This is a genomic window from Streptomyces sp. NPDC052701, from assembly GCF_040678355.1.
Classification (GTDB): Bacteria; Actinomycetota; Actinomycetes; order Streptomycetales; family Streptomycetaceae; genus Streptomyces.
Map to the genome: position 1 here is coordinate 79,132 of NZ_JBFATO010000029.1, position 18,857 is coordinate 97,988.

Genomic DNA, 18,857 nt, shown 5'->3' on the forward strand with positions numbered 1-18,857 from the left:
GACGCACCGCCTCCAAGTCGAGCCGTGGCCTGAGTTAGTGCAGTCAACTGACCCCGCCTGGCACCACGGCTGGGAGACGGTCGCCGCCTTGATCGCCACGACCAAGGCGACCATCCGGTGACCGGCCGCTCCCGCACCCGCCTGGACCGCGTCCGTGCCTCGTTCAGCATCGCCCAGCTCGCCCTCCAGCAGATCCAGGACGACCTGACCGCCGACGACATGAACGGCGTCGAGCTCGCCGCGCTCCTGCGCGAGCTCCAGGAAGACACCGACGTGCCCGGCGGCCTCTTACCCACGCTCGCCCAACTGGTCGGCACCGCCGCGCGCCGGGCGGAGCAGATCGAGCCCGACCACGACGGCGACGCCTCCTGCCCGCTGCACGAGGCCGCCGCCCTGCTCACCGACGACGCCGGGCAGCGCCTGACCTGGGCCGCCCGCGCCCTCCACCCGCAAGGAGACCCCGCATGACCTCGCTGACCTACCCGCAGTTACCGCAGAACGCACTGATCGTGCTGATCGGCGCCTCCGGCGCGGGCAAGTCCACCCTGGCCCGTACATGGCCGGCCTCTCAGGTCCTTTCCCTGGATGCTCTGCGCGGCCGGGTGAGCGACGACGAGGGCTGCCAGGAAGCCACGGCCGACGCCGTCGACGCCCTACACCTGCTGCTGGAGCGCCGGATGGCTCGGCGGCTGTTCACCGTGGTCGACGCCACGAATACCAGCCGCGAAGCCCGTGAGCCGCTGGTCGCCGCCGCCAAGCGGCATAACCTGCCCGTCATCGCGGTCCTGGTGGCCACCCCGGTTTCCGTGTGCGTGGAGCGCCAGCGTCCGCGGCCGGCCAACCGCACCGTGCCGGACGACACCGTGCGCGCGCAGCACAAGGCGATGGTCCATTCCCATCCCACGCTGCTGGCAGAGGGCTTCAACGAGGTGGTCTTCGCCGACAGCCTCCACCGGCTGCTGCCCTACCTGCAGCGGCTGAGCGAGGCGCGGACCGCTGACCTCGGCCTGGACGACGGCGAAGGATTGGGCGATCTGCTGCTGGTGCGCCGCGTCTTCGGCCCGGAGATCTTGCCGCTGTGGCGGTGGAGGGAAGGCTCCGACGTCGCCGGCGGCGACCGTGTCGGCGAGATCCGCCTTGGCCAGCAGTGCCTCACTCTCGCCCTGCGCACCAACGTCGACGGCGAGGGCGACATCGGATTCGACGTGATGGTGCCCTGTCCGCACGACGACGAATGCCCCGGCTACGCCTGGGCGCCCGCCTACAGCGTCACCTGCCTGTTCCGGGCGCTGAACGGGGACCTGGACGACAGCGAGGACATCGTCTGCACCGTCCACGGCCCGAACACCGACGACGACCCGGACGCCCCCCAGAGCATCGCCGATCACGAGGCGCACGAGCTGGAGGCGATCGGCGGATGACCGGCAAGTCCACCACGTGCGGCTGGGACCGGGCCGGCTCCCGGTGCGGCCGGTGCGGCGCCGAGCACACCACCGCCCGCGAGGACGACTACCTCACGGCCGTCGGTGTCCACGGCGACGCACACGCGGTCTGGGACCGGCTGAACCCCATCGAGCGCGACGGCCTCGCCTCGATCCTGCGCACCATCCTGTCCGCTCCGGACCTCGCCGCAGAACTCCTGGCCCTCGCCGACCGGCACTACCAGGCGGGAGGTGACAGCCGGTGAGCCACACAGCCGACGGCCCGCACCCGCTCACCCCGGCCGACCTCCCGGACGCAGATGACTGGTGGCACGGCTGCCTCGACCGTTACCTGCCGCTCCAAAGCAGTGCGGCTGGCCTCACCGCGCACCACAGCACCGTCCACACCAGTACCGGTGATCCCCGGCGCCAGATCACCATCCGCCTGGAGCTCTGACCCGCCCTCCCCGGCGTGACGGACGCTCCGTGCCGCCCGGCCTCCCTCAACGACGGAGGCCGGGCGGCCGCGGTGGTCCCTCACTACCGAGCACAGAGAGGAGATGAACGACACGACCCTGCATAACAGCGCTCTGGCTGCGGCCCGCTCCAGCGCCACATCACCGGAAACGGCGCCAACGATGACCACGTCCGGGCGCACTACCCGCCGTCCGCTCGCCCCGCGCGTCGCCGTGCCCCGCGAGCCGGTCGATCCCGCCCGCATCGGCCGCCGTGTCCTGCGCCGGGCGAGGGACGCGGACGTCAGCGCCGTCGCAGCGGCCCCCGAGGACGCGCGGTTCGACGCCCGGCAGGACTCCAGGCACGAGGACCTGGCCGACGACGTCCCCGGTGCGCGCGACGGGCCCGTGCCTCCGCTCCTCCCGCAGCCCGCGGCGCCCGGCCGGCAGGTCTCAGGCCCGCTCGTGCGACTGCCCGGACCGACACCGTCCGGTCCAGGGGCGCCGTCACAGGCTGCACCGCCCGCACGAGACGCCGGGGCGGGCCACGACCTCGGTGAAGGTCGTGGCCCGCCCCGGCGTCTTCGCGCCTCTGCCGGGCTGTCGTGCAGCCGCGGATGAAGGTGCCGCCCCGGCCCGACGGCGATCCGCCGCCCGGCCGGGGGGCCACCGTGAACCGGCTCGGAGCCGGACCGAGAGCGCACACCGGCCAGCGGGCCCGCCGCTCGGTCAGCCGCCCGCGCAGAAGCCGCTGCCGTGGAGCGAGGCTCCGGCCTGGCCACTGTCGTAGGAGGCGAGGCTGGACCAGCCACAGACCTGCACAGCGGCGAGGTTGCCGGAGACCCGCAGGTAGTGCATGCCCCGCAGGTCTATGCCCTTGCGGTCCTGGCCGCCCACAATGTTGACGTCGATCCACACCCTGTCACCGGTGTTGTGAGCCACGCCCAGACGAAACGAGCTGTAGGCGCCCCTGTCCCCGCTGCACTGGGCCCCGCCGTTGCCGCTGGTGTCGGTGAGGAGGCAGTAGTCGGAGACGAACGCCGTCTCCCTCACGTCGATACGGATGTTGTAGCTGCCGGCCGCCTGGGCGTTCGGCGCCACCGCAGTCAGCAGCCCTGTAGCCGCTCCCAGTGCGGCCGCTGCCATCACCGGCTTCTTGCCGAGAACCTTCATGTCCTGCTTGCTCCTTGAACGAAGGACGAGGGATAAGAGATGGGGGATGAGGGACGAGCGGAAGTGAGCGGTACGAATCGCCTGGCGGCAAGCGGTTGGTGTCGTCGGCCGTGCCGCTCCGCAAGGGGCCAGGCGCTGATCAGCCCGTGGCACCGACGACGACCCGGACGGAGGAGTGGTCGCGCCGCAGGGTTTTGAGTGGCTGGTAGGCGGGCGCGTCCCAGAACGCCTGGGCGGCCGCCAGGTCGGGGAACTCGTGGATCACGAGCGTCGAGGGCTTCCAGTCCCCTTCCAGTACGAGGGGTGCCTCGTCCACGACGAGGTTCCGGGCGCCGGCTTTGTCCATCAGCGGAGTCACCCGCTCGACGTAGCGTTGGAAGCCGTCCGGATCGCGGATGTCGAGGTCGATCACGATGTACGCGCTCATGGGATGTCCTTTCCTCGGTCGCCGGGGATCTCCGGGCCGTGCCAATGACCGTATGGACCGGCGCGTGCGGGAGCCCATGCGTGAAACGCCGCGTTTCATGCGCGAGCGTCCGGGACTTCCGACGAGGGATACCGTTTGGCATGGACGTGTTCAGCGATGTGGTCGCGACGATGAAATCCGGTCGCGCCAAGCTCACCCGCTCCCGGTACAACGGCCGGTGGGGCAGCAGGTACGGCCCCTACCCGGGAGCGGGATTCCACGTCGTCCTAGAAGGGACGTGCTGGCTGGTACCGCCCTCCGGGCCCGCCGTGCGCATGTCCGCCGGAGACGTGGTGTTCCTGCCGCACGGAAGCGTTCACGGCATGAGCAGTACGCCGGATTGCCCCTTGGAAGACCTGCTTCCGGCCCTTTCGATGACGGACGCACTGGTCGGCAGGGTGAACCGCCACACGCTCCCGGACATCGCGCCGGCCCTCGACGACACGCTCCTGCTGTGCGGCGCCTACCGGCTCAGGCGCGATGTCGTGCACCCTTTCCTGCGCGGCATGCCCGAGTTCCTTCACATTCCGACGCACCGGGTACAGCACACCGAACTGCACGCAGTGATCGACCTGCTGGGCATCAACACCGTCGAGGACCGTCCTGGTGCAGACGCCGCCTTACCAGCCCTCCTCGACCTCCTGCTGGTATACGCCCTGAGGATCTGGCTGGAGGCGCAGTGCCCGGAGGAGTCCGGCGGGTGGTGCGCCGCGCTCAAGGACCCCGCCGTCGGTGCCGCGCTGGACCGTATGCACCGCGATCCCGCCCGCTCCTGGAGCGTCCGCGAACTCGCCGAAAGTGTCGGGCTGTCGCGTACCTCCTTCGCGGAGCGCTTCACCGCCTATGTAGGCCAGTCCCCCATCGCCTACCTCACGTGGTGGCGCCTGAGCCTGGCCTCGCGTCTTCTGCGCGAGACCGACGCACCGATCGCCTCGGTCGCCCGACGGGTCGGCTACACATCCGAATACGCCTTCGCCCACGCCTTCAAACGCGAGTACGGCACACCGCCGGGCTCCTACCGCCGGACCGCCCGCGAGACGCCCGCTCCCCACCAGGACGCCCATGCCGGGCCGGAGGACCGGTGATGGAGGGCAGGCTCTGGGGGCGGCGGCCATCCCGGTGCGCGTCGGCCCGGCGGAGGCCGGCGGACACCTGCCGCGCCTTCGGCGCGCCGCTGGCACGTCCTGCCCGGGCGTCCGCGACATCTCCTCCCCTTGAGGCCCTTCGCCCCGCGGATGAGCCAGGACCGAATGATCCAGAAGGGGGAACACGTCGGGCATGCACACAACCGGACGACAGCGGTACGCGGTCCGCTGGGACGAGGCAGCCGGGCACAGGGTACGGAGCCTGCACACGGGCGGGGACCACGTGCGGGGACCCCAGGTGGTCGTGATCCCCGGGCTGGGGGCCCTGGGCTACCTGCTGGACGCCCTGGAGGGGTGCGGCGCGTGGGCGAGGTCGTTCCTGCTGGACGTCCCCGGATTCGGCCATCGACGGCCCTGCGCCTGCCCTCCGCGGATTCCCGCACTGGCGGAGGTGGTCTCCTCCTGGCTGGCCGCGGTCCCCCGGGAACCGGTGGTGCTGGTGGGACACTCCACCGGCGCCCAGGTCGCGGTCCGAGTGGCCGCGGACCACCCCGAAAGAGTGCGGTCGCTGGTGCTGATGGGGCCCACCTTCCCGCCCGAACTGCGCCGCTCCTCCGGCCTGTTCGGGGCCCTTCCCCGCACCCTGGCGCACGAATCGCTCGGCGAACTCACCGTCACCGTGCCGTACTACACCCGCGGCGGGATGCGCGACCTGCTGCAGTACGTGCGCTCCGCGCTGCACGACACGCCCGAGCGCGTCATCGGCCGGGTGACCTGCCCGACGCTGGTCCTGCGCGGCGTGCACGACGCGCTCGCCCCGGACGTGGGTCCGCCACCTGGCGGCCACCGCCCCGCGCGGGCGGTCGATGACGGTCCCGGGAGCGCACAACTTCCCCTACCAGCACGGTGGGCTCACCTCCGCCCTCATCGCCGAAGCGGCCCGGCACCGGTGACCGGTCCGGCGACGACCGGCACACCACCCACGCACCGTCGCCGGATCGGTCCTGCCCCGCCCGGACGGGACTCGCGTACGCCACCGTCGGCGCCAGGGCCCGGCACGGCACCGCGCGGGGCCACCGCGCAGCACCGAGAGGGGCTCGCCCTCGGCGGTCGGCACGGTGGCAGGGAAGGCGGTCGCATGCGAACGTGGACAGAGGGGCGGGAGCACGCAGGTCCGGACGAGACAGCCCGTCGCCGCCTGTGTACTCGCCCGTCAGACCGGCTACGACGCGCCGACGACGGCGGTGATCGAGGCGACGCGCACCGTGCTGCGTGCCAGCTGCGATGCCTGCGAGGAGCTCGCGGACACGCCGTACACCCATCTGGTCGCCAGGACATGTCGTGAGTCGGAGAAGCTGCTCGGAAGTGAGGCCGCGGGCGACGGCATCCGGGCGGGCTGCGGCAGCCCGCCCGGGTCCGCGCGGAGGCGGTCAGGCACGGCCTAGTACTCCAGCCGGACTTCAACAGTCTCACCGGCGACCGCCATTGGCATTTTCAGCCCCGACCACGATGCAGCATCCGCGATCTGGGCGGTCCGACAGGGTCGCGCCGCACGCCAAAGCCTTGCTTCTGCCGCGGCCCGGAAGCGAGGCTTTGTCGCTTCTGGATGCTTCTGTGGAGCTCCGCTGCTCTCTTCTGAACTGTCGGCGAGAGCAGTGATTACGTCGTAATCACCCCGACCCGGAGGGAGGGCACTGAAGCGCCGTCGGAGCCATGTCCCAGGTTCCGGACGGCGGGATGATTACGACGTAATCAAGCTGAGGCGCACTGAAACCCCCACCTGGGCTCCATAACTAACGTGTCGATCTCACTAAAGATCTTGAACGTTAGTATGGTGTCCTCCATGAGTTTGCCAGCCACTTCCAACGACCGCGAGAAGGTCGTCTCCAAACTGCCGGGATGGCTCCGGCAGGACCTCAAAGTCAGAGCCGCACAGCACGGCGTCGAGATCCAGACGGCGGTGGAGCAGGGCATCAGGGACTGGTGCAGCCTGGCCTCCATGCCTGCGGCCATCGACACCGCCGGCGCCGACTCGTTCTCCACCTTCCTGCCCCCGGGGCAATGGGATGAGTTCCGGCAGACCGCAGCCGACCGACGCGTCTCCCTCATCCAAGGTCTGGCCCAGTCTGTTCAGTTGTGGCTCGACACCAACCCCGCTCCGGACGTTGAACGACCAGAGATCACCCGCCGCATCATCGTCTGCAATCAGAAAGGCGGCGTCGGCAAGACCGCCATCACCGCCGGCCTTGGGGAAGCGTTCGCCGAAGACTCCAACGTCCTTCACCCCGTACGCGTGGCCAAGGCACTGACCAAAGCCCTCCGTGCGAGTGAGACCCACACCGGAGAAGCAGCATCCTCAGACGGCCTGCTCGACATCGAGAACCTCCCCGGTCCTGGCCTGCAGGTCCTGCTCGTCGACTTCGATCCGCAGTGCCACCTCACCAACCAACTCGGGGCCAGTCCCCTGCCGATGAACGGTGACAGCCTCACCAACCACATGGCAGGGGATCCGAAGGGTGACCTCCGCGACCTCATCGTCTCCATCGACGACGACACCTTCGGCGGCAGACTCCACCTCCTGCCCGCCTGCAACGACGCCTTCCTGCTCGATGTGCGCCTGTCTGCAGTACGTGCAAGAGAAGCCGCCCTCGAGCGGGCCCTCGCCCCGCTCGAAGCTGATTACGACGTAATCATCGTCGACTGCCCACCCAGCCTCGGCCTCAGCATGGACGCCGCCGCCTACTACGGGCGGCGACGCGACGGGGAAAAGCCCGGCCAGTCCGGCGCACTGATCGTCGTACAGGCCGAAGACAGCTCCGCGGACGCCTACGAACTCCTCACCACGCAGATCGACGACCTGCGCAGCGACCTTCAGGTCGACATCGACTACCTCGGCATCGTCGTCAACCTCTACGACTCCCGCCGCGGCTACATCGCCACCTCTTCCCTGCAAGGGTGGGTCGACATAAAGGACCCGAGGGTCGTCGGACTCATCGGAGACCTCAAGGAACAGAAGGAAGCCGTCCGAGTGAAGCAACCTCTGCTGTCGTACGCGCCGAAGTCACAGCAGGCAGTAGCCATGCGCGCACTGGCCCGGGAGGTGTTGTGAGCAAAGCCGACAGGCTCGGAGCCGGCCGCTTCGGCGGGGGAGTGCGCCCTGTCAGTGCACGCCGCCAGGCCGTCGCCGCCGCCACAGGTGTCCCAACGGAAGGCGTCGCCCCACCCACCAAACTGTCACCGCATGCCATCAGCCTGAACCCGGACAACCCGCGCACCAGCCTCGGAGACCTCACAGACCTCGTCGGCAGCCTCAGGGACCACGGGCAGAAGGTCGCCATCACGGTCATGAACCGGGACGCCTACGAGCGCGCCTACCCCGACAAGGCCGCCGAACTCGAGGCAGACACGACCTACGTCGCCATCGACGGAAGCAGCCGCGTGGCCGCCGCGCGCGAGGCAGGCCTCAAAGAGGTCAAAGTGATGGTCGACGACGAGCAGGGCGTCGACGAAAACAGCCTCCTGGAATCCGCGCTGGTCGCCAACATCCACCGTCAAGAACTCGAAGAGCTCGACGAAGCCCGCGCTCTGCAGCGTCTCCTGACCATCCACGGCAGTCAGAGAGCCCTAGCCAAACGACTTCACCGCTCACAGGGCTGGGTGTCCCAACGCCTCGCCCTGCTCAACCTCACACCTGAGCTCCAAGCCCGCATCGGCAAGGAACCGATCGACCTGCTGCGCGCGGTCGGCAACCGCCCACACGACCAGCAAGAAGACGCCCTGCGAGAGCTGAAAGCCGAACGGGCCCGCAAGGAGGCAGAGAACCAGACAGCCAAGCTGAACAAGCAGCGCAACAAAACAGCGTTGCCTGTCGAGCGAGCCGCAAGCGGCAGCGGTGATAACGGCGTAATCACCAGCGAGCCACACCAGCAGGCCAGTTCAGGAGCCGAGACAGAAGACGAGCGGCAGCTGGGGGAGGGGACCGAGCAGCCCGTTCCCGAACCGCGATCCCACAACAACGAGGCACCGGCTAAGGACGGCCAGACCGCGGGACAGCAACTGAAACGGTTTCCCTACAGGGACGGCGTATCCGCCGCGCAGCACCTGATTCACAAGATGCCCCCGGATGAGTTCGACAAGATGCTAGACCTGCTCATCAAGCATCGGGACAGCCAGAGGGGCAGCCAGGTCGCCGCTGCCGGCTGAGCTCGCACCCCTGTGCCGAGGGGCCAGCTTCGCGACTTCGAGAGCTGGCCCTTACGCCTTCTAGCAGGTAGAAGAAGGCGTCCGAGCCGTCCGCTTCCGCAAGCCCACAAGGATCGGCCCCTTCCGGACATCGACAAGCAGCCCACCGCACCCGTGTACGGGGATGGCTGCTACTCGTGGATCCGACATCCAAGGTGATCCCGCTCATCTCGCGATGATCTCCGAGGGCGGTCAACGACCACAACGTTGCCCGATCATCCGGCGAACGTTCCTGGTCAAAGCACCAAACGAGGCCAAGGCGTTGAGGCCGGCTTCAACACTGGCGCGTCGTTCGGCGGGTACTGGGCGTACCGCATCGAGGCCAAGCCGGCCGGATCTGAGGCCGCGTGGATCTTGCTGACTACCGTGACATCGTCCTCGGGGCTGATTGCCGGATACGAGCGATCAAAGCAGCCCATCCCCGGGGACATCGAGCGGAAACGCCACGAAACAGCCCACACCACTGGAGGCAGAACACACAGCCTTACGCAAGGAAACCCGGCAGACAGCGACGGATGAGACCCGTCGTGTGAGCTTGGGGCCTTTGAAGGAGACGGCTGAGAAAACGGGGTAGTCGGACACCATGAGTGAAGCCAATCCGAACAAGCCCGTAGAGGACTGGGCAACCGGGGAAGAACCGGCCACCGGTCCGCAGCTCAGTTACCTGAGCACCCTGGCCCGCGAAGCGGGCGAGGAGGTACCACAGCACCTTACAAAAGCAGAGGCATCGCGCATGATCGACCGCCTGCAGCAGGCTTCGCCCCGCACCGGAAGGGCTGGAGCGCCCGGCGACGGAGCAGCCGACGAAGCAGGCAACTGATCGACGTGCCCGGGACCAGGCAAGGCGCCTGCCGTCCGGGAGATCCCCTACACCATCGCACTGTGGAGCACCTCACCGGTCGCCTACCCGCTGCGCCAGCAGGAGAGGTGAAGGGGGAGCGCTCGGGAGGGCGGGCAGCACCGCTGCATACACCCTGGTCATCAGCGAGAACACATACGCACCGGTACAGCCCAGGGCACAGGGCTTCAGGGCTGAGGTCGGTGCGTCGAGCTCTGGTCACGCCGACTGAAGTCGGTACACCCCTGTCACCCCTGTGCAGCGCGGGAACACCGTGAAGCAAGGACAGGGCGCATTGCACCTATGACCTGCTGTAACAGGTTGAGGCAGGCCCTCTGGATTGAGATTACGCACTGTGTTGCAGTGGAGTCCGTCAGTAAGAGGCCCCGGAGCACCGGAACATCCTGGGGTGCCTGCCGGTCCAGTACAGCCGTGTGTGACGTGGGACGGCAGCCCGCTGCCCAGCCGTTTACGCCGAAGGCCGGATAGTCCGAAGGGCCGCCCTGGTGCGCGGTCCTCTAAAGCCCGGAGCACTCGGATGACGTAAGCGTTTTCGTCGGATTGCTTGCTATTAGTCCGGGCATGGCCAAAAAGTCTGCCTGTGTCTCCGCCATCGCCGCGGCTTTGCTGGCATCCGCTCCTGCCGCCCAGGCCGCTCCCGTTCGCGCCCCGCCTGCTGATGTTCCTGCTGTGCCTCTTCTGAACGATGTCTTTGGATCGCTGGGGATGTGCATGACCGCCCGGCCCGACCACGCACCCCTCCCGCTCGCTCCAACCGCAGCCGCGCAACTGCTCGCCTACGCTCCAGGAGAACAGTCGCGTCAGCACCTGGGTGCCGGCTTTTGAACAGAACTGGGGGTACGCCCTGGAGGACTCGCGCCGTATCTTCTCCCTCGTCCCACTGTCACGAGATCGTCCAGGTCTGGCAGGCCCGCGTCGCCTTCACCCTCGCGATCAACGCGTTTCTCGTCTCTGTCCATGACGAGACCGGATTCGTGAATCAGAGAAGATCCGGAGCAGGCGCCGGTGACCGCTCAGCCGTATGCAGTCCGGCTGTCGCCACTAGCCGCGAAAGCCCTAGCTGCCCTGCCCGAGCACATGGAACAGATGGTGTGGGACGTACTGGACACCAGCTGCAGCCGATCCATGGCGCCTCCCTCCAGTAAGACGCTGGTGACCCTAAGAGCGAGGACATCCGTATCGCGTCCATTGGCCAACTGTCCGTCATCTACTGGATCAACCGGCCGCTGCGCCGCCTACCCATCCTGAACATCGTCTGGCTCAGCTGACTGCCTGCCGAACACAGGAAGCGGCCCGTTCATAGGGTTACTGCACGAGCAGCCGCAGTGCGGCGTACACGCCGGTCACCAAGAACAGGGTCGGCACAGCCGAGGCACCAAGGAGTAGGGGAGTACCAAGCGATGAGCATGTTCGGGGACGGCCTGGACAAGGCGGTACAGCGGGCCTTCACCCGCCCCATCCCCAAGAACGCCGGCACGCAGATGCGCTACCTGGTCAAACAGCTCAAGAGCACCAGGGCCGTCGCCCAGCTGCTGGGCGTCTCCCAGCGCACCGTTGAGCGGTACGTAAAGAACCAGATCAAGAAGCCCCGCCCGGAGCTGGCCGCCCGCCTGGAGCGTGAGGTGACCAGGCGGTGGCAGCCGCAGGTCCGCGCCAGGGCCCGCAAGCAAGCGACAACCACCGGCGGCATCATCATCGACACCCGCGCCCGCATCGGCTACACCGCCCCGATCGGCACCACCGACGACGCCCGCCTGCGCCACCTGACCATCGCCCTGCCCCCGCACTACGCCGCCCGCCTCTTCACCGCCCAGGAGCAGGGCGCGTCCGACCAGCAGCTACAGCAGATCACCGCCGAAGCCCTCAAAGACGTGTACTTCCAAGACCGCGGCCGCCGCGCCGGCTCTTTGGAGGAGGTCCGCTTCACCGACATCGAGCACGTGGAGTTCGACCTGTAGCACCCCACGTGGGACATCGAAACCCTGGCACGGCGGGCCGCTAGTGCTCTGACCGGGAAGGGTCGCCGGGTTGGCGGTTGGAACGGTTGGATGGGCGATGACGTCCTTCCGACCGCTGGAGGTGTGGTGGCTGAGCCTGTGAAGGTGCGCTGACTGACCGATCAGGAGGGGCAGAAGCTGCAGCAGATCGTGCGCCGGGGAAGTACAAGCTCGGTGCGCTACCGGCGGGCGATGATGCTGCTCGCGTCCGCCGGCGGGAACCGCGTCCCGGTGATCGCCCAGCTGGTCCAGGCCGATGAGGACACGGTGCGGGACGTGATCCACCGGTTCAACGAGATCGGCCTGGCCTGTCTGGACCCTCGATGGGCGGGAGGCCGTCCCCGCCTGCTCAGCCCTGACGACGAGGACTTCGTCGTCCAGACGGCCATCACCCGCCCCACCAAGCTCGGCCAGCCCTTCACCCGCTGGTCGGTCCGCAAACTCGCCGCCTACCTGCGCCGCGTGCACGGACGCGTCATCCGTATCGGCCGTGAAACCTTACGGTGCCTGCTGTTGCGCCGCGGCATCACCTTCCAGCGCACCAAGACATGGAAGGAGTCGCCCGACCCCGAGCGCGACGCCAAGCTCGACCGCATCGAGCACGTGCTGGAGCACTTCCCGGACCGAGTCTTCGCCTTCGACGAGTTCGGGCCCCTGGGCATCAGGCCGACCACAGGCTCCTGCTGGGCGAGGCAGGGCAAGCCCGACCGTCTGCCGGCGACCTACCGCCGCGCGCACGGCGTGACCTACTTCCACGGCTGCTACTCCGTCGGCGACGACCGGCTGTGGGGCGTCAACCACCGCCGCAAGGGCACCGCCAACACGCTGGCCGCGCTGAAGTCGATCCGCGCCGCCCGGCCCGACGGTGCCCCGATCTACATCATTTTGGACAACCTCTCCGCCCACACCGGCACGGACATCCGCCGCTGGGCGAAGAAGAACAAGGTCGAGCTGTGCTTCACCCCGACCTACGCTTCCTGGGCCAACCCGATCGAGGCGCACTTCGGCCCACTGCGGCAGTTCACCCTGGCCAACTCCAACCATCCGAATCACACGGTGCAGACCCGGGCGCTGCATGCCTACCTGCGCTGGCGCAATGCCAACGCCCGCCACCCCGACATACTCGCCGCACAGCGCCGGGAACGCGCTCGCGTCCGCAGCGAGAAGGGCATTCGCTGGGGCGGACGCCCCCTTGCCGCCGCAGCCTGAGCACGTGGGGATCCCGCCGTGCCCGGATGCGGAGATCAGACAGCGGCCAGGCTTTTCGCCATGACCCGCTCCCTGCCCACGCCATCGGGCAGAAGATCGCCGGGCTCGCCCGTGTCCGTGAAACCGTGCCGCTCATAGAGCGCGGTCGCCTTGCGGTTGTCCGGCATGACGGACAACCGCAGCGTCGTGGCACCGCGCTCCGCCGCCCACCGCTCGACCGCCTGGATCAGGTAGTCACCCACGCCCTTGCCTCGAGCCGTGGGATTGACCCACATCGAGATCAACTCCACGTTCTCTGCTCCCTCGCCCGGCACTCCGCTGGCCATGCCCACTGGGAGGCCGTCGAGGAGCGCGATGAGATCGTGCGCGCCAGGAATCGACAGACGGGCACGCCAGCGTTCCTCTCGGTCGCCGGAGCCCTGCCACTGGGCCAGCGTCGATCCGAACGCGTAGGGCGCCTCAGCAAGCGCGGCCAGTCGCAACTCCCGCCAAAGGGGCCAGTCGTCTGCTTCCAAGGTGCGTAGTTCAAGCATGATTCAGACCCTGCCCGCCCGACGGGGCGGGCAGCAAGTTGATTACAACCACGCAAACGAGGTCGTTCAGCCCTGCGACCAGTCGGAACCGGGGAGCGGCGGTGCCTCATGCACCCGCAGACCACGTGACCTCGGTGAACCTATCTGGTCACGGCACTAGCCACGGCAATGCCAAGGCCCACCCCGCGGGGGAACGTTCAGAAGGCTGTGGCCGTATGGCCTGAACTGGACGGTACGCCGACGCCCCGTTAGCAATGATCCGTGCGCTGCCAGCCAGTGCTCAGGCAGCTGAGCCGAGTCAGACGGTCGCGGTCTGCTGGCGGGACGCCCGGCCTCATCCCGACGCCCGCTTGACGGCGGTCAGCAGGGCCGGTTCCTATCCGGCGGCCGCGAGATCCGCATTGTCGGCGAGGATGGGCAGCTGCACCGTGTGCTCGATGAGTAAGGCCGGCCCGGCGCTCGTATCACCCTCGCCGACGACGAGACCGGCGCCATGTTGACGACGTGGCCGGACGAGCCGTGAGCTCTGCCATGCTGGGGTTCATGGCCCACCGCCCCCTACCCGGTCCGTGACCGCGCCCTGCGACAGATCCTGCGCCGGTATCGGAACGGCCTGCCGCCCGAGCTGCTGTCCGTTCCACGCGATGCGCAGGGCCCAGTCGGCGGGTATGTCCTGTCGACGCGACGCTCCGGCGTTGTCAGTGGGCCCTCGTAAGCCGATCGCATCTACCAGCCCATGCTGGCCGCGTGTGCTGAAACCGCCCTGTCTGGGCACGCAGGCGGGCGCACTGCTGTCCGGCGTCGGCCCCCCCGGGTCCCAGTGGTGGCCCGGCACGACCGCAGCGACGGGACAACGGCAATCAGGCCGCGCCTCGTGCCCCGGCAAGTGTTGTCACCGTCTCGAAGGCTTGCCGGGGATCACGATCCGGACATAGGCGTGCAGGTTCTGGACGGCAGGGTGGCTGCGGCGTGAGGTGATTCGTTTGACGGCGTCGTCGACGAGTTTGATGCAGCGGCTCGCGTCGGTGGTGAGCGCCGTGTCGAGTGCGGAACGGGCGTCCGTGGCCGCTGCTTCGAAATTCCGGCGGCCCATGGCGCTTTCGGCGCGGTAGGCGAGAACGAGCGACCGTGTTCGTTGCCGTGACGATGTGAGCATCCGAAGTCCGTCCGACAACGACTGCTCGGCACGCTGGGGTTTGCCAAGCGTGAGCCAGCAGCGGCCAGCGTCGATTGAAAGGTCGGCGGGGGACACCCAGGCTGCCCAGGACGGTGTCGTGCCGGGCTGGGCCCGTTCGAGGTCGTGCTCAGCGGCGATGAGAGCACGACTCGTGGGGGAGGCGCCGCCGAGTGTGGCGAGCGCGCTGGCACGTCGTAGGTGCAGGAGCGCGCGGGCTGCCGGAGAGGTTGTGCGGGAGTGGGCGCGTTCCAGGAGTGAGACGGTCATCACTGGGGGGGGGGTCAGCCAGGTGGCGAAGTAGGCGAAGTCCGTCAGGATGCCGGCGTCCAGGTCCCGATTGTCCGCGGTGTGGGCTGCGTGAAGCGCTCCGATCCAGTGCCGCTGCGCGGCGGCGTACTCGCCTTGGTCGAAGTGGAGCCAGCCCACGCACTGGGCTGCCGATGCGGCCACCTGGTGCAGCCGACCCTCAGTGGTGTGATCGTAGGTGGCCTTGTCGATGAGGCCGATCGTCGTACGCAGCAGTGCGTGCACAAGTTCGGTGCACTCCGGCGCGTTCGTGTTGGTCAGTGCTCGCAGTCCGTCGGCCCTGGATTCCAGCCACGCCAGTAATGCGGCGTCCACGCGCCGCCCGTTCAGGACACCGGATAGACGCTGGGGCTCGATGGAGGCCCACTGGTTAGCGATTTTGATCAGGGCGCCGGTGCTCAGGGCGAGGAATACCCGTCGGTCGGGATGTTTCAGGACCACCAAGACCTCTCGGAGGGCGGTGCGAGTGCCGTGTGCGCTGAATTCGTGCGGGTGTCGAACACGGGCAGCCACCACGGCCAGCCTAGTATCTCGACAGCGTCTTGGTCGATGCCGAAGACATCAGCCAGCAGCATCTGATAGTCGGCATCCGGGGCCCCCACCCGGCCCGATTCCCACTTGTAGATGCGGTCCTGGCTGGACGCGAAAATCATGCCGCGCCGGCGAGCAGCCGTGCAGAGCTCTCGGGCGAGCCACTCCATGCTCCATCCCCGTTGGTAGGGGACATGCGTGAGCGGATGCTGCTGCAGGCGCTGACTGGCGTGCATCGCCCCTCCCGAAGACGGCGCGTCAGCCCTAACCGCGGCGGGCCAGAAGGACTTGGGCAAGCCGCCCTCTTGTCGATGGTCCTGCCGTTCGAGAACACCACCGACAGTCGGGGCGGGGCCAGCACTATGAAGCAGCAGCCGCCCGACAGGGCATGCCCTTGTGCTCAGTTCCCCAGGGCGAAGAAGTGCAGGGAGGAGTTCGGCTCAAAGCCGATCCGTGGATATACGGAAGCGCCGGCAGCGGTCGCATGCAGCGTGGCGCGGATCAACCCGGTGGCCCGGGCACCCTCATACAGAGCTTTGCGGGTGACCGCCTCCCCATAACCCCTGCGCTCCCACCGCGGGTCCGTGGCCACCAGGACGACGAAGAGCCGACCGTCCGCTTCTACCGTCCCGGCACACGTCACCGGAACGTCGCCCCGCATGCCCAGGTAGGCATACACCTTTTCCTTCCACAGCGTGGAGCCCACGAGGCCATCGCGGCCGGCCTCCAAGGGCATGCCGTACGCACACGAGTTGAGATCCGCATAGACCCGCAGATGCTCGTCCGTTTCGACCCGCACGAATGTCAGGTCCGGGTGCATTGGCTCGGGGATGGGCAGCAGATCACCGGCCATACCGATGCCCGAGAAGGCGTGCATCAGACCGGCCCGTCCAGCCACGTCCATGAGGCTCCCGCGCGCCTTCGCGTCAAGGAGGTCCTCGAAGACCCATAAAAAGCCAGCGTGCTCCTTCGACCGCATGATGTCCGCCGCCTGACCTAGCAGGTCTGCCATCAGACTCGCATCCACACCGACACCGGTAAGCGTGACACAGTTCCAGAAGGCGAACCGGCAGTCCGCCCAGCGCACCGCGATGCCCGGCAGGTTCCGTACGTCCGCGCTCGGATCCCGGTCGAGCACCATGGCGCGCCAGACTGTAGCGAGCTGCTTCATTGATTCCACTGCGTCAGCGAGACCCTTCGTCACCCTGGCTCCTTTATTCGTTCATCGGTAGGGGTATCTCTGCCCACCGACACTGACGAAGCGCACACGCCAAGCTCACAGCTCAGCCAGAAGCTGCGGCTGACACAAAACACCTGGAATGTGGCCTTGGTGCTGGTGAGCTCGCGTATTCAACTGTCGCGGGTTCCTCGAGGAACTCAGTCCAATGGTGACTGGTTGTAATCGCCAGCGGCGCATCGGGGAACCGGGCAGGCCGCCTCGTCGGCATTGAGCTGGAGGGTGCCACCCTTGCGTCGGTGCGAGCCCGGGATCACCGGGTAGCGCGAGAACTTAAGAGATCGAATTGGGAACTAGATCTTCCCAAGGGCAAGGTCGGCTCCGCCTACCTCAAGTACTGTGACTCCGCGTGATCGAATCCGAGATTGAGATCAGCGAGGACCTGGTCCGCGACCTGCTGCGGGAACAGCATCCGGACCTGGCCGAGCTGCCCATCCGTGAGGTGGAGGGCGGCTGGGGCAACCAGATGTGGCGCCTCGGGGACAAGTTGGCCGTCCGGATGCAGCGGATGGACAAACTCCCCGATCTGCAGCTCAAGGAGCGCCGCTGGCTGCCGGTGCTGGCCTCCCACTTGCCGCTTCCGATCCCGACCCCGGTGCGGAGCGGGGCACCGTCCGAGCGCTTCCCCAAGATCTGGACCGTCATGACATGGGTGGACGGCACACCGCTGGACCACGGCTCGATCACCCGCGGCGACCACGCGGCCGACATGCTGGCGGCCTTCCTCAAGGCCCTGCATGCGGAGGCGCCCACCGACGCGCCGGACGCCTCGGACTTCGGCGCTCACCCCAAGGAGTGCACGGACAGCTTCGAGAACTTCCTGCAGGCCGTGGACCTCGGCGGCTTCGCCGAGGACGACATCCGGACCGTCTGGGACGACGCGGTTGCGGCTCCCGAGTGGGACGGCCCGCGGGTGTGGGTGCACGGCGACCTGCATCCCGCGAACGTCGTCGTCGCCAACGGCACACTCGCGGGCGTCGTCGACTTCGGCGCAGTCTTCGCCGGCGACCCGGCATGGGACCTCGCAGCCGCCTGGCTGCTGCTTCCCGCGGGGGGCGCCTCACGGTTCTTCAACAGCTACGCACAGGCGAATGAGGCAGCGATCCGACGAGCGCGCGGGCTGGCCGCGATGAAGAGCCTGTTCCTGATGCTGATGGGCCAGAACGGAGACCGCGGCCTGCCCGGCGGCAAGCCGAACTGGGGGCCCGCAGGCCGGTCGGCACTTGATCGTGTCCTGAAGGGGCTTTGACCGGGGACGATACTGGTGGGCTCGCGTTTTCAACTGTCGCGGGTTGCCCGAGTAACCCAGCCCGATGGTGACCGGTTGTGATCGCCAGCGGCGTATCGGCTCCAGGTCCCGCCGGTCTCCCTGAGAAGGCGGCTGGTGGTCTTGTCATGGTAGCCGAGGGCGTCCGCGACGACGGAGGCGGGCAATTCCAGGAGTTGCTGTCGGATGGCAGCACCGCGGGCGGCAGCGACCGGAACACCGATCTCGCCAGGTAGCGCGGACAGGTGGTCGGGACGGGTCGGCTGACCGGCCCGTCGGCCAGGGAAAAGCCAGCGGGATGCCTGGTTGGTTGCAGTGTTCAAGTTGTCGCGGTCCGCGATGTAGGCCAGCAGCAGGGCTGCGACTAATACGGGGACGGGTGAGGCGGGTTCCCCGAGCTGCAGCAACGTGATCCCTCCTTCGTGGAGCACGTCATCGACCGTCAGTTGGACGATCCGGGTCAGCGGTTGCACGTAGAGGAGGACGATGACGCCGACAACACGGAGGGCGCATCGGTGCTCGGGGTCGGTTAGGAGCCGGCCGAGTAGGTCCAGGCGCTCGTCCTCGCTCAGCGCGGCCCGCCGGGAGACCTTCATCGCGAGGATGGAGAGGGCGCGTCGGCAGCGGCGGCTCTGCATTGCCCAGCTGAGGAAGGCTCGCAGGCAGGGGCGGCTGTGCTCGGTGTTCCCGGCCCACCAGGCGTCGATGTCGATCTGGCCGCAGGACGCGAGGGTGCCGTTGCGCTCGCCAGCCATTGCAGGAATGCAGTCGCGTACTTGACCTGCTCGGAGGCGAACCGGAGGTTGAACCGCACCGGCTCGAATGGAGACTCGATTTCATGAAAGGATCGAGTCATGGCACGACCTTCCCGTTACCCGCTTGAGCTCCGCCGTCGTGCG

At 68.0% G+C, this 18,857-nt stretch carries 19 protein-coding genes and 1 pseudogene; 12 read left to right on the forward strand and 8 right to left on the reverse strand.

Annotation, left to right across the window (positions count from 1 at the left end; genetic code table 11):
- Positions 1-117: 117 nt before the first annotated feature.
- The 4 genes from AB0L29_RS26730 to AB0L29_RS26745 are packed head-to-tail and all read left to right on the forward strand — an operon-like array spanning position 118 to position 1,878.
- A complete protein-coding gene (locus AB0L29_RS26730; protein ID WP_365830321.1) occupies positions 118-468 on the forward strand; it encodes a hypothetical protein in 351 nt (116 codons plus the stop codon).
- Positions 465-1,421: an ATP-binding protein gene (locus AB0L29_RS26735; RefSeq protein ID WP_365830322.1), complete on the forward strand. Its 957-nt coding sequence runs from the start codon at positions 465-467 to the stop codon at positions 1,419-1,421. Before AB0L29_RS26730 ends, AB0L29_RS26735 begins: the two co-directional genes overlap by 4 nt.
- Positions 1,418-1,687: a hypothetical protein gene (locus AB0L29_RS26740; protein WP_365830323.1), complete on the forward strand. Its 270-nt coding sequence runs from the start codon at positions 1,418-1,420 to the stop codon at positions 1,685-1,687. Before AB0L29_RS26735 ends, AB0L29_RS26740 begins: the two co-directional genes overlap by 4 nt.
- Positions 1,684-1,878, forward strand: coding sequence for a hypothetical protein (locus AB0L29_RS26745; protein ID WP_365830324.1), 195 nt, complete (start codon positions 1,684-1,686; stop codon positions 1,876-1,878). The genes AB0L29_RS26740 and AB0L29_RS26745 overlap by 4 nt, the downstream gene beginning before the upstream one ends.
- A 727-nt stretch (positions 1,879-2,605) precedes the next feature.
- Here the strand turns inward: AB0L29_RS26745 and AB0L29_RS26750 are convergent.
- Together AB0L29_RS26750 and AB0L29_RS26755 are read right to left on the reverse strand one after the other, a co-directional pair.
- The gene (locus AB0L29_RS26750) at positions 2,606-3,049 is read right to left on the reverse strand and encodes a hypothetical protein (protein WP_365830325.1); all 444 of its coding nucleotides are present in this window, start codon (positions 3,047-3,049) and stop codon (positions 2,606-2,608) included.
- 139 nt (positions 3,050-3,188) lie between these two features.
- Complete coding sequence (locus AB0L29_RS26755; protein WP_365830326.1) at positions 3,189-3,476, reverse strand: DUF1330 domain-containing protein; 288 nt, start codon at positions 3,474-3,476, stop codon at positions 3,189-3,191.
- A 140-nt stretch (positions 3,477-3,616) separates the two neighbouring features.
- On the opposite strand from AB0L29_RS26755, the gene AB0L29_RS26760 reads away from it, so the two are divergent.
- Together AB0L29_RS26760 and AB0L29_RS26765 are read left to right on the forward strand one after the other, a co-directional pair.
- On the forward strand, positions 3,617-4,600 hold the full coding sequence (locus AB0L29_RS26760; RefSeq protein WP_365830327.1) for an AraC family transcriptional regulator: 984 nt from the start codon (positions 3,617-3,619) through the stop codon (positions 4,598-4,600).
- 193 nt (positions 4,601-4,793) lie between these two features.
- Positions 4,794-5,204, forward strand: a pseudogene (locus tag AB0L29_RS26765) (alpha/beta fold hydrolase); the annotation flags it as partial.
- A 618-nt stretch (positions 5,205-5,822) separates the two neighbouring features.
- Here AB0L29_RS26765 and AB0L29_RS26770 read toward each other — a convergent pair.
- Positions 5,823-6,038 (reverse strand): hypothetical protein, encoded by a 216-nt coding sequence (locus tag AB0L29_RS26770; protein ID WP_365830343.1) that lies wholly within the window; start codon positions 6,036-6,038, stop codon positions 5,823-5,825.
- 405 nt (positions 6,039-6,443) lie between these two features.
- Between AB0L29_RS26770 and AB0L29_RS26775 the strand changes: the two genes are divergently transcribed.
- The 5 genes from AB0L29_RS26775 (at position 6,444) to AB0L29_RS26795 (ending at position 12,907) form a co-directional block, all read left to right on the forward strand.
- A complete protein-coding gene (locus AB0L29_RS26775) occupies positions 6,444-7,709 on the forward strand; it encodes a ParA family protein (RefSeq protein ID WP_365830328.1) in 1,266 nt (421 codons plus the stop codon).
- Entirely contained in the window at positions 7,706-8,803 is a 1,098-nt protein-coding gene (locus AB0L29_RS26780; protein WP_365830329.1) for a ParB/RepB/Spo0J family partition protein, read from the forward strand. Before AB0L29_RS26775 ends, AB0L29_RS26780 begins: the two co-directional genes overlap by 4 nt.
- 622 nt (positions 8,804-9,425) lie before the next feature.
- Entirely contained in the window at positions 9,426-9,662 is a 237-nt protein-coding gene (locus tag AB0L29_RS26785; protein WP_365830330.1) for a DUF3072 domain-containing protein, read from the forward strand.
- A 1,439-nt stretch (positions 9,663-11,101) separates the two neighbouring features.
- Positions 11,102-11,659: an XRE family transcriptional regulator gene (locus AB0L29_RS26790; RefSeq protein ID WP_365830331.1), complete on the forward strand. Its 558-nt coding sequence runs from the start codon at positions 11,102-11,104 to the stop codon at positions 11,657-11,659.
- 153 nt (positions 11,660-11,812) lie between these two features.
- On the forward strand, positions 11,813-12,907 hold the full coding sequence (locus tag AB0L29_RS26795; RefSeq protein ID WP_365830341.1) for an IS630 family transposase: 1,095 nt from the start codon (positions 11,813-11,815) through the stop codon (positions 12,905-12,907).
- 35 nt (positions 12,908-12,942) lie between these two features.
- On the opposite strand, the gene AB0L29_RS26800 is transcribed toward AB0L29_RS26795, so the two are convergent.
- From AB0L29_RS26800 to AB0L29_RS26815, 4 genes are all read right to left on the reverse strand, one after another.
- The gene (locus AB0L29_RS26800; protein WP_365830332.1) at positions 12,943-13,440 is read right to left on the reverse strand and encodes a GNAT family N-acetyltransferase; all 498 of its coding nucleotides are present in this window, start codon (positions 13,438-13,440) and stop codon (positions 12,943-12,945) included.
- 892 nt (positions 13,441-14,332) lie between these two features.
- Positions 14,333-15,367 carry an XRE family transcriptional regulator gene (locus AB0L29_RS26805; protein WP_365830333.1) on the reverse strand — a complete coding sequence of 345 codons (1,035 nt, stop codon included), beginning with the start codon at positions 15,365-15,367 and terminating at the stop codon, positions 14,333-14,335.
- Complete coding sequence (locus tag AB0L29_RS26810; protein WP_365830334.1) at positions 15,355-15,690, reverse strand: helix-turn-helix transcriptional regulator; 336 nt, start codon at positions 15,688-15,690, stop codon at positions 15,355-15,357. The genes AB0L29_RS26805 and AB0L29_RS26810 overlap by 13 nt, the downstream gene beginning before the upstream one ends.
- Positions 15,691-15,854: 164 nt before the next feature.
- Positions 15,855-16,625, reverse strand: a complete 771-nt coding sequence (locus AB0L29_RS26815; RefSeq protein ID WP_365830342.1) for a GNAT family N-acetyltransferase — start codon at positions 16,623-16,625, stop codon at positions 15,855-15,857.
- Positions 16,626-17,040: 415 nt separating this feature from the next.
- On the opposite strand from AB0L29_RS26815, the gene AB0L29_RS26820 reads away from it, so the two are divergent.
- Positions 17,041-17,940: a phosphotransferase gene (locus AB0L29_RS26820; protein ID WP_365830335.1), complete on the forward strand. Its 900-nt coding sequence runs from the start codon at positions 17,041-17,043 to the stop codon at positions 17,938-17,940.
- Between the two features lie 29 nt (positions 17,941-17,969).
- On the opposite strand, the gene AB0L29_RS26825 is transcribed toward AB0L29_RS26820, so the two are convergent.
- Positions 17,970-18,713: a hypothetical protein gene (locus AB0L29_RS26825; protein ID WP_365830336.1), complete on the reverse strand. Its 744-nt coding sequence runs from the start codon at positions 18,711-18,713 to the stop codon at positions 17,970-17,972.
- Positions 18,714-18,857 lie beyond the last annotated feature (144 nt).

What these genes read in the sequence shown, in the direction of transcription:
- AB0L29_RS26735 (WP_365830322.1), top strand. Translation starts at nt 465, where the DNA reads ATGACCTCGCTGACCTACCCGCAGTTACCGCAGAACGCACTGATCGTG.
- AB0L29_RS26740 (WP_365830323.1), top strand. Translation starts at nt 1,418, where the DNA reads ATGACCGGCAAGTCCACCACGTGCGGCTGGGACCGGGCCGGCTCCCGG.
- AB0L29_RS26750 (WP_365830325.1), bottom strand. Translation starts at nt 3,049, where the DNA reads ATGAAGGTTCTCGGCAAGAAGCCGGTGATGGCAGCGGCCGCACTGGGA.
- AB0L29_RS26755 (WP_365830326.1), bottom strand. Translation starts at nt 3,476, where the DNA reads ATGAGCGCGTACATCGTGATCGACCTCGACATCCGCGATCCGGACGGC.
- AB0L29_RS26760 (WP_365830327.1), top strand. Translation starts at nt 3,617, where the DNA reads ATGGACGTGTTCAGCGATGTGGTCGCGACGATGAAATCCGGTCGCGCC.
- AB0L29_RS26775 (WP_365830328.1), top strand. Translation starts at nt 6,444, where the DNA reads ATGAGTTTGCCAGCCACTTCCAACGACCGCGAGAAGGTCGTCTCCAAA.
- AB0L29_RS26785 (WP_365830330.1), top strand. Translation starts at nt 9,426, where the DNA reads ATGAGTGAAGCCAATCCGAACAAGCCCGTAGAGGACTGGGCAACCGGG.
- AB0L29_RS26790 (WP_365830331.1), top strand. Translation starts at nt 11,102, where the DNA reads ATGAGCATGTTCGGGGACGGCCTGGACAAGGCGGTACAGCGGGCCTTC.
- AB0L29_RS26800 (WP_365830332.1), bottom strand. Translation starts at nt 13,440, where the DNA reads ATGCTTGAACTACGCACCTTGGAAGCAGACGACTGGCCCCTTTGGCGG.
- AB0L29_RS26810 (WP_365830334.1), bottom strand. Translation starts at nt 15,690, where the DNA reads ATGCACGCCAGTCAGCGCCTGCAGCAGCATCCGCTCACGCATGTCCCC.
- AB0L29_RS26815 (WP_365830342.1), bottom strand. Translation starts at nt 16,625, where the DNA reads ATGAAGCAGCTCGCTACAGTCTGGCGCGCCATGGTGCTCGACCGGGAT.
- AB0L29_RS26825 (WP_365830336.1), bottom strand. Translation starts at nt 18,713, where the DNA reads ATGGCTGGCGAGCGCAACGGCACCCTCGCGTCCTGCGGCCAGATCGAC.